This is a genomic window from Streptomyces sp. NBC_01426, assembly GCF_036231985.1.
GTDB lineage: Bacteria > Actinomycetota > Actinomycetes > Streptomycetales > Streptomycetaceae > Streptomyces.
In genome coordinates, this window is the sequence record NZ_CP109500.1 from 2,718,054 (window position 1) to 2,732,115 (window position 14,062).

The 14,062-nt window shown below is 72.0% G+C and carries 7 protein-coding genes; 5 read left to right on the forward strand and 2 right to left on the reverse strand.

The window, feature by feature from the left end; genetic code table 11:
- Positions 1-11: 11 nt before the first annotated feature.
- Entirely contained in the window at positions 12-1,526 is a 1,515-nt protein-coding gene (locus OG906_RS11705) for a DHA2 family efflux MFS transporter permease subunit (RefSeq protein ID WP_267797961.1), read from the reverse strand.
- A 127-nt stretch (positions 1,527-1,653) separates the two neighbouring features.
- Between OG906_RS11705 and OG906_RS11710 the strand changes: the two genes are divergently transcribed.
- The gene (locus tag OG906_RS11710; protein ID WP_329442328.1) at positions 1,654-2,667 is read left to right on the forward strand and encodes an Lrp/AsnC family transcriptional regulator; all 1,014 of its coding nucleotides are present in this window, start codon (positions 1,654-1,656) and stop codon (positions 2,665-2,667) included.
- 7 nt (positions 2,668-2,674) lie between these two features.
- On the opposite strand, the gene glgP is transcribed toward OG906_RS11710, so the two are convergent.
- A complete protein-coding gene (gene glgP / locus OG906_RS11715; RefSeq protein WP_329442330.1) occupies positions 2,675-5,311 on the reverse strand; it encodes an alpha-glucan family phosphorylase in 2,637 nt (878 codons plus the stop codon).
- Between the two features lie 715 nt (positions 5,312-6,026).
- Between glgP and OG906_RS11720 the strand changes: the two genes are divergently transcribed.
- The 4 genes from OG906_RS11720 to glgB all read left to right on the forward strand — a co-directional run bounded on the left by OG906_RS11720 (position 6,027) and on the right by glgB (position 13,804).
- Positions 6,027-8,021 (forward strand): alpha-1,4-glucan--maltose-1-phosphate maltosyltransferase, encoded by a 1,995-nt coding sequence (locus tag OG906_RS11720; protein WP_329442332.1) that lies wholly within the window; start codon positions 6,027-6,029, stop codon positions 8,019-8,021.
- A complete protein-coding gene (treS, locus tag OG906_RS11725) occupies positions 8,018-9,712 on the forward strand; it encodes a maltose alpha-D-glucosyltransferase (protein ID WP_329442335.1) in 1,695 nt (564 codons plus the stop codon). Before OG906_RS11720 ends, treS begins: the two co-directional genes overlap by 4 nt.
- A 349-nt stretch (positions 9,713-10,061) precedes the next feature.
- Positions 10,062-11,522 carry a maltokinase N-terminal cap-like domain-containing protein gene (locus OG906_RS11730; protein ID WP_329442337.1) on the forward strand — a complete coding sequence of 487 codons (1,461 nt, stop codon included), beginning with the start codon at positions 10,062-10,064 and terminating at the stop codon, positions 11,520-11,522.
- The gene (gene glgB, locus OG906_RS11735; RefSeq protein ID WP_329442339.1) at positions 11,519-13,804 is read left to right on the forward strand and encodes a 1,4-alpha-glucan branching enzyme; all 2,286 of its coding nucleotides are present in this window, start codon (positions 11,519-11,521) and stop codon (positions 13,802-13,804) included. Before OG906_RS11730 ends, glgB begins: the two co-directional genes overlap by 4 nt.
- Positions 13,805-14,062: the final 258 nt, after the last annotated feature.

Below are 14,062 nucleotides of genomic sequence, written 5' to 3' on the forward strand. Positions count from 1 at the left end.
GACTCGGCGGCTCAGGCGGCGGCCCGCTCGGTGGTCGAGTCCTTGGCCTGGGCCGGGACCGACGCCCCGGTCCCCGCGGCGGGACGGATCAGCAGGACGACCACCAGCGCGCCCACCAGACCCATCACCCCGGAGGCCACGAAGGTGTCGCGGAGCCCGCTCGCGAAGGCGGCCTCCACCCACTCCCGGGCCTGCGGGCCGGCCGCGAGGAACCGCCCCGCCCCGCCCGAGGCCAGCGCCTCGGCGGTGCCGTGCGGCTGCCCGCTGCCGGCGAGCCCGCTCGTCAGACCGGCCTGGAAGAGCGCGCCGAGCACCGCGATGCCGAGGGCGTTGCCCAACTGGCGGGCGGTGTTCAGGGCGCCGCCGGCCATTCCGGCCCGGGCCGGGGCCACGGTTCCCATCGCGGCGGCGGCCAGCGGCGGGGTGGCCATCCCGACGCCCACGCCGGTCAGCACCAGCCCGGGCACCAGGGCCGTCCAGCCGTCGCCCGCGTCCAGCATCCAGGCCTGGAGCAGCGCGCCCGCCCCGATCAGCAGCAACCCGCCGCCGATGGACAGTCGGGCGGGGGCGCCGTGCAGCAGTCGGCCGGCCACCGCGGAGACGAGGAACGCGGCCAGGCTCAGCGGCACCAGGACCAGTCCGGCCTGGACCGGGCCCATCCCCTCGGCGGACTGGAGCCAGAGCGAGACGTACATGAGGTACGAGAACGCCGCCCCGGACAGCAGCAGTCCGCCGGCCATCACCGCGACGAAGGTCGGGCTGCGGAAGAGGGAGAGGTCGAGCATCGGGTGCGCGGTGCGCAGTTCGACGAGGACGAAGGCGGCGAAGCAGGCCGCGCCGAGACCGAGCAGGCCGAGGGTGGCAGCGGAGGTCCAGCCGTTCTCCGAGACCCGGATGAGGGCGTAGGTGACGATGCCGGCGCCCGCCGTGAAGGTGACCATGCCGGGCAGGTCGAGGCCCTTGGCGTGCGGGTTGCGGGACTCGGCGACGGCCTTGAGGGTGACCCAGACGGCGAGGGCGCAGACGGGCAGGTTGATGAAGAAGATCCAGCGCCAGCCGAAGTGCTCGGTCAGCAGTCCGCCGATGATCGGCCCGGCCGCGGCGGCCGCGCCGTTGACCGCGCCCCAGACGCCGAAGGCGATCCCCCGGTCGCGGCCCTGGTAGGCGCTGCTGAGCAGGGCCATGGTGGTGGCGAACATCGCCGCGCCGCCTATGCCCTGCACGGCGCGGAAGGCGATCAGCAGGCCGGGGCCGGTGGCCAGGCCGCATGCCAGGGAGGCGGCGGCGAAGACGGCGAGCCCGCCGAGGTAGACGCGGCGGCGGCCGATCCGGTCGGCGAGGGAGCCCGCGCCGAGCAGCAGTGCGGCGAGCGCCAGGGCGTAGATGTCCATCACCCACTGGAGTCCGGCGAAACCGGTGTTCATGTCGGTGGCCATGTCCGGGAGCGCGACGGTCACGATGGTGACGTCGACCAGGAGCATGAAGGCTCCGAGGCTCACGGCCGTCAAGGGCAGCCATTTACGCATGGGGGTTCTCCGGATCAAGAGCAGATGAGGTGTGCCACCAGAGTCGCGGCCACCCGTCCGGACCAACCATCCAGCGGACCGCCCTTGCCGGATTTCACTCGTCGGAAGCTCTGCGATGATGGAAACCATGCAGCCTCTGGCCGGTCCCGCCGAGATGGACCACCTCGACCTGGCTCTCGTACAGGCCCTCATGATCGACGGGCGGGCCTCCTTCAGCCGGCTCGCGGAGGTGCTGGAGGTCTCCGACCAGACCGTGGTGCGCCGCTACCGCCGGATGCGCACCACGGGCCTGCTCCGGGTGGTCGGGCTGCCGCTGGGCAGCCGGGTCGGACTGTTCGAGTCCTGGCTGCGGGTGCAGTGCACGCCGGACGCCGCGCTCGCCGTCGCGGAGGCGCTGGCCCGGCGGCCGGACATCGCCTGGGTCACCCTCAACTCCGGCGGCACCGAGATCCATTGCATGACCAAGGCCCGGACCCGCCAGGACCGCGACGTCCTGCTGCTGGAGAAGCTCCCGCGCACCCGCCGGGTGATCGGGGTGAGCGCCCACACCATCCTGCGCATGTTCACGGGCGGGCCCGAGCGCTGGTTCGGCATCGACGCGCTGCGCCCGGACCAGGTGGCGGCGCTGGAGCGGCAGCCGCCGCTGCCGGATCAGGACCGGTACGCGCTGGACGAGGCGGAGCTGGCGATGCTGGGCGTGCTGGGGCAGGACGGCCGCGCCGGCTATCCGGAGCTGGCCCGGGCCACCGGGCTGTCGGAGTCCACCGCCCGGCGCCGGCTGGACCGGCTGCGGGACATGGGGGCGGTCTACTTCGACGTGGAGATCGTGCCCGGGACCCTCGGGTACGAGGCGGAGGCCGCGATGCTCCTGACGGTGGACCCGGCCCGGCTGGCCCGGGTGGGGGCGGCGATAGGCGAGCACCCGGAGGTGCCGTTCGCGGCGGCGGTCACCGGCTCGGCGAACCTGCTCGCGGTGGTGGTGTGCCGGGACACCGACGCGTTGTACACCTACCTCACCGAGCGGATCGGCGCGGTCGACGGCATTCGGCAGGTGGAGCTGGTCCCGATCCTGCGCACCGTGAAGCGGGCCGGGATGCTGGTGGAGGACGGGCGGCTGGTCGATCCGCCGCCCGTCCCCTGAGCGGCGGTCAGCGCAGCAGGACACCGCCCCCCGCGTCGGTGTCCGCCGGCCCGGCGACCAGGCCCAGTTCGGCCGGGGTCGCCAGCAGCGGATGCGCGGGCAGGATCCGCACGGTGTAACCGAAGGGTCCGGTCCGGTCGAGCGCGAGCGGGCCCTCGTACACCCAGCGGCCCTCCAGGTCGGGTCCGGCGGCGGCCTTGAGCGGGAAGGACCGGCCGCCCTGGATGACGTCCTGGGCGTCGACCCGGCCCGCGACCGCCTGGACCTCGACGTCCTCCGGCGCGAGGGAGTCGAGGGCGACCCGTACCCGGAGGGTGAGCGTGGCCCCGAGTTCGGCGGTGCCTCCGACGGGCGCGGCGGCCATGGCCTCCACGTGCTCGACGGCGACCCTCGGCCAGGAGCCGCGGACCCGGCCCTTCCAGTCGGCGAGGTCGCGGGCGGCCTCCGGGGTGAGGGCGCGGTGGGAGAGCGCGGCCGGCGCGTAGAGCCGTTCCACGTACTCGCGGACCATGCGTCCCGCGAGCACCTTCGGGCCCAGCGACACCAGGGTGCGCCGGACCATCTCGATCCAGCGCGCCGGGAGGCCGGTGTGCCCGGCCCGGTCGTAGAAGCGGGGCGCGACCCGGCCCTCGATCAACTCGTAGAGGGCGTTGGCCTCCAAGTCGTCACGGCGCTCGTCGTCCGTGCCGATCCCGTCGGCGGTGGGGATGGCCCAGCCGAAGTCGGGCTCGAACCACTCGTCCCACCAGCCGTCCAGCACGGAGAGGTTGAGGCAGCCGTTCAGTGCGGCCTTCATCCCGCTCGTGCCGCAGGCCTCCAGGGGGCGCAGCGGGTTGTTCAGCCAGACGTCGCAGCCCGGGTAGAGCTTCTGGGCCATGGCCATGCCGTAGTCGGGCAGGAAGACGATGCGGTGGCGCACGCGCGGGTCGTCGGAGAACCGCACCAGTTCCTGGACGAGCCGCTTCCCGCCGTCGTCGGCCGGGTGCGCCTTGCCCGCGACGACGATCTGCACGGGCCGCTCCGGGTCCAGCAGCAGCCTGCGCAGCCGCTCGGGGTCGCGGAGCATCAGCGTGAGCCGCTTGTAGGAGGGCACCCGGCGGGCGAAGCCGATGGTCAGCACGTCCGGGTCGAGGACGGAGTCCACCCAGCCCAGTTCGGCGTCGGCGGCGCCGCGCTGCTTCCAGGAGGCGCGCAGCCGGTCGCGGACCTCCTGGACCAGTTGTTCGCGCAGCACCCGGCGCAGGTCCCAGACCTCCTGGTCCCCGATCCCGGCGACGGCGTCCCAGCGCGGGGAGCCGCCGACCGACAGCGCGTCCTCGGTGCGGCCGGCGCCGATCTGCCGGGCGCCGAGCCGGATCACCTCGGGGGCCACCCAGGTCGGCGCGTGCACCCCGTTGGTGACGGAGGTGATGGGGACGTCGGCGGGGTCGAAGCCCGGCCACAGGCCGGCGAACATGCCCCGGCTGACGGCCCCGTGCAGGGTGGAGACGCCGTTGGCGCGCTGGGCGAGGCGCAGCCCCATGACGGCCATGTTGAAGACCCCGGGGTCGCCGCCGGGGTAGGACTCGGCGCCCAGTTCGAGGATCCGGTCCACGGGCACGCCGGCCAGTTCGCCGCCCTCCCCGAAGTGCCGGGCGACCAGGGACCGCTCGAAGCGGTCGATGCCGGCGGGGACGGGGGTGTGCGTGGTGAACACGGTTCCGGCGCGCACCGCCTCGACGGCGGCGTCGAAGCCGAGCCCCGGCTCTCCTCCCAGTTCCCTTATGCGTTCGAGTCCGAGGAACCCGGCGTGCCCCTCGTTGGTGTGGAAGACCTCGGGGTCGGGATGGCCGGTGAGCCGGCAGTACGTACGGACCGCGCGGACGCCTCCGATGCCGAGCAGCATCTCCTGGAGCAGCCGGTGGTCGCTGCCGCCGCCGTAGAGCCGGTCGGTCACCTCGCGGGCGGCGGTGTCGTTGTCCTCGACGTCGGAGTCGAGGAGCAGCAGCGGCACCCGCCCGACGCGGGCCTGCCAGATGTGCGCGTGCAACGCGCGGCCGCCGGGCAGGCTGAGTGCCACCCGGGCGGGGCTGCCGTCCTCCTCGCGGACCAGGGAGACGGGCAGCTCGTTGGGGTCGAGGACGGGGTAGTGCTCCTGCTGCCAGCCGTCGCGGGAGAGCGACTGGCGGAAGTAGCCGTGGCGGTAGAGCAGGCCCACTCCGATGAGCGGGACGCCGAGGTCGCTGGCGGCCTTGAGGTGGTCGCCGGCGAGGATCCCGAGGCCGCCGGAGTACTGCGGCAGGGCTGCGGTGATGCCGAACTCGGGGGAGAAATAGGCGATCCCCGCGGGGAGCCCGCCATCGCTCTCGTGGCTCTGGTACCACCTCCCGCCGTGGACGTAGTCGTCGAGGTCGGCGGCGGCCACGGCGAGCCGGCGCAGGAACCGGCGGTCGCCGGCCAGTTCCTCCAGCCGGGCGGCGGGCACGGCGCCGAGCAGGCGGACGGGGTCGCCGCCGGCGGCCTGCCAGCCTTCGGGGTCGACGGATTGGAAGAGTTCGCGGGTTTCCGCGTGCCAAGACCAGCGCAGGTTGCGCGCGAGGTCGGCGAGCGGCAGAAGGGGTTCGGGGAGGACGGGGCGCACGGTGAATCGACGGATAGCCTTCACGTGTTCCACCTTCGCAGGGGATGACGGATCGGAGCGGTCGCACCACGCTGTGCACCCGCGCTTCGACCCCCGGAAGGCTAGCGGCGCCCCCGCCGCCCGGCCATGGCGCCTCGTGGGGCCGGGTCTCCAACGGGTCGTCCGGTGAAGGCCGCAGACGGCCGGCGACCGGCCGGCACGCCCGCCGCGGGCCGCCCGGTCCCGTCCGCCGCGGGGGTGCGATTCCGGCCGGATCCCTGCCCCGCGGACCATTCGGCCGCGTGCCCCCGCGCTTGCCGGGGCACACGAGATGCGCGGGCCCGACGGAGCGGAACAAGGGTGTCTGCGGGGCCCGTGAGGCAACTGGGACAGGGGGTGTGCCGCTGTACATCAGTCGGTCCTCACCGACTTGACGGAGCCTCGACCGATGTCGATCCGGCCCTTCGCGATCCGCGTGCCGCTACGTACGAGTAGTTAACCGAGCACCCGGGTTGGGCGGGACCAGAGTGGGAAGGGCTCCCCGGGTACACGCACGGCGCACCAGGCCCCGGGCTCCGTCCGGAGGCAACCCCGCCCACCTCCCGCCACCCGAGTGAACGCGGACAGGAGCGGCCATGCCCGCAGCGCAGCCGTCTTCCGAGCGGCTAGAAACAGAGCGAACAGAGCGTGCACTGCCGGCTGCCCAGACAGTCGGTCCGTTGTCACCGAGCCCTGCGAACTGCCCCCAGGTGATCCCATCATGATCGGTCGCATTCCCGTGCTGGACGTCCGCCCCGCCGTCGACTGCGGCGCCAGACCCGCGAAGGCGGTTGTGGACGAGGTCTTCGAGATCTCGGCCACCGTGTTCCGCGAGGGCCACGACGCCGTCTCCGCCCACGTCGTACTCCGAGATCCGAGCGGGCGGCTGCGGCCTCCCGTACCGCTGCGCGAGCTCGCCCCCGGCACCGACCGGTGGGGGGCCCGGGTGTCCGCCGAGGTCGAGGGGAGGTGGACGTACACCGTCGAGGCGTGGAGCGACCCGCTCGCCACCTGGCGGGCCCACGCCGCCGTGAAGGTCCCCGCCGGGATCGACGCCGACCTGACCCTCCTCGAAGGCGCCGAGCTCCACGAACGGGCCGCCGCGAAGATCCCCAAGCGGGACGGCCGGGCGGACGTGCTGGCCGCCGCCGAGGTCATGCGCGACGAGGACCGGGACCCCGCCGAGCGGCACGCCGCCGCCCTCGCGCCCGCGGTGGTGGCGGCCCTCGCCCGGCGGCCCCTCCGGGAGCTGGTCACCGCCGCGAAGGCCCTGCCGCTGCTCGTCGAGCGCAAGCGGGCCCTGTTCGGTTCCTGGTACGAGATGTTCCCGCGCTCCGAGGGAGCGGTGCTGGAGCCCGGCTCGGCCCCGGTCAGCGGGACCTTCCGGACCGCGGCCGAGCGGCTGCCGGCCATCGCCGCCATGGGCTTCGACGTCGTGTACCTGCCGCCGATCCACCCCATCGGGAGCACCTGGCGCAAGGGCCCCAACAACACGCTGTCCGCCGGTAGTTGGGATCCGGGCGTGCCCTGGGCGATCGGTTCCACCGAGGGCGGTCACGACGCCGTCCACCCCGAACTGGGCACCATCGAGGACTTCGACGCCTTCGTCGCGCGGGCCCGCGAGCTGGGGATGGAGATCGCGCTGGACTTCGCGCTCCAGTGCTCCCCGGACCACCCGTGGGTGGAGAAGCACCCGGAGTGGTTCCGCCACCGCGCCGACGGGACGATCGCCTACGCCGAGAACCCGCCGAAGAAGTACCAGGACATCCACCCGATCCACTTCGACACCGACATGGCCGGCATCGTCGAGGAAACGGTCCGGATCCTGCGTCACTGGATGGATCACGGCGTGCGGATCTTCAGGGTCGACAATCCGCACACCAAGCCTGTCGTGTTCTGGCAGAAGGTGATCGCGGACATCAACAAGTCCGACCCCGACGTGATCTTCCTCGCCGAGGCCTTCACCCGTCCCGCGATGATGCGGGCGCTCGCCGCGGTCGGCTTCCAGCAGTCCTACACGTACTTCACGTGGCGCAACACCAAGGCCGAGCTGACCGAGTACCTGACCGAGCTGTCCGGCGACCGTTCGGCCTCCGTCATGCGGCCGAATTTCTTCGTCAACACCCCCGACATCCTCCACGCGTACCTTCAGCACGGCGGCCGCCCGGCCTTCGAGGTGCGGGCCGTACTCGCCGCCACCCTGTCCCCCGCCTGGGGCGTCTACGCCGGCTACGAGCTCTGCGAGAACACCCCGGTCAAGGAGGGCAGCGAGGAGTACCTGAATTCCGAGAAGTACGAGTTCCGGCCACGCGACTGGGCGGCCGCCGATCGGGACGGGCTGAGCATCGCCCCGCTGATCACGGCCCTGAACCGGTTGCGCCGGCGCAACCCGGCCCTCCAGCAGCTCCGCGACATCCACTTCCATTCGACCGACAACGAACAGGTGATCGCCTATTCGAAGCACGCCGGAGCCAATTCCGTACTGGTGGTCGTCAACCTCGATCCGCACCACACCCAGGAGGCGACGGTCTCGTTGGACATGCCGGTACTCGGCCTCGACTGGCACGGGTCCCTCGCGGTGCGCGACGAGCTCACCGGCGAGACCTATCACTGGGGCAGGGCGAACTACGTGCGCCTAGAGCCGGGCCGCACGCCCGCGCACGTACTGGCCGCTCTGCGACCGTCCCCGCCCACCGGAGGGTCACCCATCACATGATGATCAACGATCCCGTCCACGACACGTTCGAGGACACCCCCGCCAAGGACCGCGATCCCGACTGGTTCAAGCGGGCGGTCTTCTACGAGGTCCTCGTCCGCTCCTTCCACGACAGCAACGGCGACGGCGTGGGTGACCTCAAGGGGCTCACCGCCAAGCTCGACTACCTCCAGTGGTTGGGCGTCGACTGCCTCTGGCTACCGCCGTTCTTCGCCTCACCCCTCCGCGACGGGGGCTACGACGTCTCCGACTACACCTCGGTACTCCCCGAGTTCGGCGACCTCGCCGACTTCGTGGAGTTCGTGGACGCCGCGCACCAGCGCGGCATGCGGGTGATCATCGACTTCGTCATGAACCACACCAGCGACCAGCACGAGTGGTTCCAGCAGTCCCGCAAGGACCCCGACGGTCCGTACGGCGACTACTACATGTGGGCCGACAACGACAAGCAGTACCAGGACGCCCGCATCATCTTCGTCGACACCGAGACCTCCAACTGGACGTACGACCCGGTACGCAAGCAGTACTACTGGCACCGCTTCTTCTCGCACCAGCCGGACCTCAACTACGAGAACCCGGCCGTGGTCGAGGAGATCATCTCGGCGCTCCGCTTCTGGCTGGACCTCGGCATCGACGGTTTCCGGCTCGACGCCGTGCCCTACCTGTACGCCGAGGAGGGCACGAACTGCGAGAACCTGCCGCGCACCCACACCCTCCTCAAGCGGGTCCGCGCCGAGATCGACGCGCACTACCCCGACACGGTCCTCCTCGCGGAGGCCAACCAGTGGCCCGAGGACGTCGTCGACTACTTCGGCGACTTCGCGAAGGGCGGGGACGAATGCCACATGGCCTTCCACTTCCCCGTCATGCCGCGCATCTTCATGGCGGTGCGAAGAGAGTCCCGCTACCCCGTCTCCGAAATCCTGGCCAAGACACCGGCGATCCCGGACCGCTGCCAGTGGGGCATCTTCCTGCGCAACCACGACGAGCTCACCCTCGAAATGGTCACGGACGAAGAGCGCGACTACATGTACGCCGAGTACGCCAAGGACCCGCGGATGCGCGCCAACATCGGCATCCGCCGCCGGCTCGCCCCGCTCCTGGACAACGACCGCAACCAGATGGAGCTGTTCACCGCCCTGCTGCTGTCGCTGCCCGGTTCGCCGGTGCTCTACTACGGCGACGAGATCGGCATGGGCGACAACATCTGGCTGGGCGACCGCGACGGCGTCCGGACCCCCATGCAGTGGACCCCGGACCGCAACGCCGGTTTCTCCTCGTGCGATCCGGGCAGGCTGAACCTGCCGGTCATCATGGACCCGGTCCACGGGTACCAGGTCACCAATGTCGAGGCGGCCATGGCATCGCCCTCGTCGTTGCTGCACTGGACCCGCAGGCTGATCGAGATCCGCAAGGCGAACCCCGCCTTCGGTCTCGGCTCGTACACCGAACTGCCGTCGTCGAACCCGGCGGTACTCGCGTTCCTCCGCGAGTACGGGGACGACCTGGTGCTGTGCGTGCACAACTTCTCGCGCTTCGCGCAGCCCACCGAGCTGGACCTGCGGTCGTTCAACGGGCGGGTTCCGGTGGAGCTCACGGGTGACGTGCGCTTCCCGCCGATCGGCGAGTGGCCGTACCTGCTGACCCTGGCGGGACACGGCTTCTACTGGTTCCGGCTCCGCACCGAGTAGCACGCGGGGTCCGCTCCCACCGGAGCCGACGTGAACCGACGTCGGCACCGGGCGGGCGAGCCGAAGGGGCACGCCCGCACAACGGGGTCGAACGCGCGAAGGAACGCCCCACACGAGCGCTTTCGAGCACGTACGACCCCGCGAGTCGGGCTGCCGGGCCCCGGGACGAACCGAGCCCGGGGAACGGCCCGAAGAGCGACCCGAAGAGCAAAAGGCGCGCGAATGGGTCAATCGCCCGCCCCTGTACGGATCATCCATGGCCCGACACTCGTTCACCGCCGGACAGCAACCATCGCCATCCGGGACACTCTGCGCATTCTGTGACGGCCCGGGGAAAGGACGCGACGCCATGTCGGAGGCTGCATCCGCCCGGAGTCGCCAGGGCAGCCTGGCCGCGGTCCCACTCGGACCGCTCGAACCCATGCTGCGCAACTGGCTGCCGAGGCAGCGCTGGTTCGCCGGAAAGGGGCGCGCCATCACGCGCCTTCGACTGGTCTCGGCCGTCGAACTCCTGCCACCCGGGGCCTCACCCGGCTTGCTGCACCTGCTCGTCGGCGTGGACGCCGAGGGCAGCTCGGACTGCTACCAACTGCTGCTCGGGGTACGCCCGAACCTGCCGCCGGCGCTCGCGCCCGCCCTGATCGGGCACGCGGAACAGGGGCCGTACGCCGGGCAGGCCGTCTACGAGGGGCTCGGCGATCCGCGGCTCGCCGCGCTGCTGCTGGAACGATTGCGCTCCCCCGGAGTCCTCGGCCCGTTGCGCTTCGAGCGGGACCCGGGAGCCCTGATCCCGGCCGCGCCGACGCCCCGGCCGCTGTCCGGGGAACAGACCAACTCCTCGCTGATCTACGGGGATTCGTACATCCTCAAGGTGTTCCGCCGGGTCGGTCCGGGGGTCAACCCGGACCTGGAGCTGCCCAGGGCGCTGGCCGCCGCGGGCTGCGCCCGGGTGCCCGCGCCGGTCGCCTGGTACGAGGCCGACCTGCCCGGCGGCGAACCGTTGACCCTGGGTGTGCTCCAGCCGTATCTGCGCGGCTCCGACGACGGCTGGCAGCTCGCGCTGCGCCGGCTCGGCGCCGGGGCCGACTTCACCGCCGAGGCCCACGCGCTGGGCCGGGCCACCGCCGAGGTGCACAACGCCCTGGCCGACGCCCTGCCCACCGTGGCCCTGGGGCCGGAGCAGACCGCGCGGCTCGCCGCCGGGATGACGGCCCGACTGGCCGCGACCGCCCGGGAGGTGGCCGCGCTGCGACCCTATGAGGCGGGGCTGCGCGGCGCCTTCGACGCCCTGGCCGCCTCGCGGGGCGGCGGGGTGTCCGCCCAGCGCATCCACGGCGACCTGCACCTCGGGCAGACCCTGCGCACCGTCGAGGGCAGTTGGGCGCTGATCGACTTCGAGGGCGAACCGGCCCGGCCGCTGGCCGACCGGCGTCGGCCCGAACCGGCGGTGCGGGACATCGCCGGGATACTGCGCTCCTTCGACTACGCGGCCCGCTCCCACCGTCCGTTCGCGCCCGCCTGGGCGGACGCCTGCCGGGCGGCGTACTGCGAGGGCTACGCCCGCACCAGCGGACGCGACCCGCGCGAGGACCCCGTGCTGCTGCGCGCGTACGAGACCGACAAGGCGGTGTACGAGGCCCGCTACGAGTCCCGGCACCGTCCCGACTGGCTGCACGTCCCGATGGCGGCGATCCGGCGGCTGTCCGAACCCCAGCGGCCCGCCCACCGGCCGGGACACCCCGTGATCCCGCCGACCGTCCCAGGCTCCACCACCCCCCATCCGAAGCCCCCGAGGAGGCCGCTCGCGTGAGCGCCGCACGACAGCCGTCACCGACCGTCCGTGACGAATCCGGGGTCACCCCCGAGCCCGTTCGGAAGGCCCGCGCGCCCCGGGCCCGCAAGGCCGCGCCACCCCACGGGGTCCGGCCGGCGCCCGCGCTGGGCGGCGAGGAACGGGCCCGGCTGCTGGAGGGCCGGCACCACGACCCGCACGCGGTGCTCGGCGCCCGGGCCCGGCGCGGCGGGGTGGCCTTCCGGGTCCTGCGCCCGTACGCGAAGGCGGTGACGGTCCTCGGCAAGGGGCTGCGCGCCGAGTTGTGCGACGAGGGGGACGGGCTGTTCTCCGGGCTGTTGCCGTTGTCCGACGTGCCGGAGTACCGGCTGTTGGTGGCGTACGACAGCGACGAGATCGAGGTCCACGACCCCTACCGGTTCCTGCCGGCGCTCGGCGAGTTGGACCTGCACCTGATCGGCGAGGGCCGGCACGAGGAGCTGTGGACGGCGCTGGGCTCCGAGCCGATGGAGCACCAGGGCGTGGCCGGCACCCGGTTCACGGTGTGGGCGCCGAACGCCCAGGGGGTGCGGGTCACCGGCGACTTCTCGTACTGGGACTCGGTGGCGTACCCGATGCGCTCGCTGGGCTCGACCGGGGTGTGGGAGCTGTTCCTGCCCGGTGTCGGCGAGGGCACCATGTACAAGTACGACATCACGCGCCCGGACGGCAGCCACACCGTGCGCGCCGACCCGATGGCGCGGTACGCGGAGGTCCCGCCGGCGAACGCGTCGGTGGTCACCGCCTCGCACCACACCTGGCAGGACGCTGAGTGGATGGCCACGCGCGGGCTCCGGCCGCCGCACCAGGCCCCGCTGTCCGTGTACGAGCTGCACCTGGCGTCGTGGCGGCCGGGGCTGTCGTACCGGCAGCTCGCCGAGCAGCTGCCGGCGTACGTCAAGGAGCTCGGTTTCACGCACGTGGAGCTGATGCCGGTCGCGGAGCACCCCTTCGGCGGTTCCTGGGGCTACCAGGTCACCGGTTACTTCGCGCCGACGTCCCGGATGGGCACACCGGACGACTTCCGGTTCCTGGTGGACGCGTTGCACCGGGCCGGGATCGGGGTGATCGTCGACTGGGTGCCGGCGCACTTCCCGCGCGACGAGTGGGCCCTGGCCGAGTTCGACGGCCGGCCGCTGTACGAGCACCACGACCCGCAGCGTGCGGCGCATCCGGACTGGGGGACGCTGGAGTTCGACTACGGGCGCAAGGAGGTCCGCAACTTCCTCGTGGCGAACGCGGTGTACTGGTGCCAGGAGTTCCACGTCGACGGCCTGCGGGTGGACGCGGTCGCCTCGATGCTCTACCTGGACTACTCGCGCGCGGAGGGCGAGTGGACGCCGAACGAGCACGGCGGCCGGGAGAACCCGGACGCGGTGGCGCTGCTCCAGGAGATGAACGCGACGGTGTACCGGCGCTGCCCGGGCGTGATGACGATCGCGGAGGAGTCCACGGCCTGGGAGGGCGTGACCCGGCCGACGGACGCGGGCGGGTTGGGCTTCGGCCTGAAGTGGAACATGGGCTGGATGCACGACACGCTGCGGTACGTGTCGAAGGAGCCGGTGCACCGCAAGTACCACCACCACGACATGACGTTCGGGATGGTGTACGCGTACAGCGAGAACTACGTGCTGCCGATCTCGCACGACGAGGTGGTGCACGGCAAGCGCTCGCTGGTGTCGAAGATGCCGGGCGACTGGTGGCAGCAGCGGGCGGCGCACCGCGCGTACCTGGGCTTCATGTGGGCCCACCCGGGCAAGCAACTGCTGTTCATGGGGCAGGAGTTCGCTCAGGGGTCGGAGTGGTCCGAGACGTACGGGCCGGACTGGTGGGTGCTGGACGAGTCCTATCCGGCGGCCGGTGACCACCGCGGGGTGCGCACGCTCGTGCGCGACCTGAACCGCGCGTACACGTCGGCGCCGGCGCTGTGGGAGCGGGACACGGTGCCGGAGGGCTTCGCCTGGGTGGAGGCGGACGCGGCGGACGACAACGTCTTCGCGTTCCTGCGGTTCGCGCAGGACGGTTCGCAACTGTTGGCGGTGTCGAACTTCTCGCCGGTGGTGCGGCACGGCTACCGGCTCGGGGTGCCGGAGGAGGTCCCGCTGTGGCGGGAGGTCCTGAACACCGACGAGGAGCGGTACGGCGGCAGCGGTGTCCGGCACCTCCAGTCGCTGCGGCCCGATCCGGTTCCGGCCCAGGGGCGGCCGGCGAGTCTGCGGCTGACGTTGCCGCCGATGGCGACGGTGTGGTTCAGGCCCTGAGGACGACCTTTTGTCGGGGCCCTCGCCACCCCCGTGCGCGAGGGCCCCGAAAGGGATCACGGATCGGCCGCATGGCCGGTTCACGTCCTGTGACGGGGATCACTCTCCGATTGTGGGGGTACCGGCGAAATGGCGTGGCTGAATCCGTACGCTGGAAATGGATCTTCCGACGGCCCCGATTACCGGACAGTCGCCAGGAAACCGGCATAAAGCCCCGAATTCCATAGGACTTTCCTACGAGTTATCAGCTTGTTTGAA

Bases quoted from the DNA above. Each gene is read 5' to 3' on its own strand.
- OG906_RS11705 (WP_267797961.1), bottom strand. From the start codon at position 1,526: ATGCGTAAATGGCTGCCCTTGACGGCCGTGAGCCTCGGAGCCTTCATG.
- OG906_RS11710 (WP_329442328.1), top strand. From the start codon at position 1,654: ATGCAGCCTCTGGCCGGTCCCGCCGAGATGGACCACCTCGACCTGGCT.
- OG906_RS11720 (WP_329442332.1), top strand. From the start codon at position 6,027: ATGATCGGTCGCATTCCCGTGCTGGACGTCCGCCCCGCCGTCGACTGC.
- treS (WP_329442335.1), top strand. From the start codon at position 8,018: ATGATGATCAACGATCCCGTCCACGACACGTTCGAGGACACCCCCGCC.
- OG906_RS11730 (WP_329442337.1), top strand. From the start codon at position 10,062: ATGTCGGAGGCTGCATCCGCCCGGAGTCGCCAGGGCAGCCTGGCCGCG.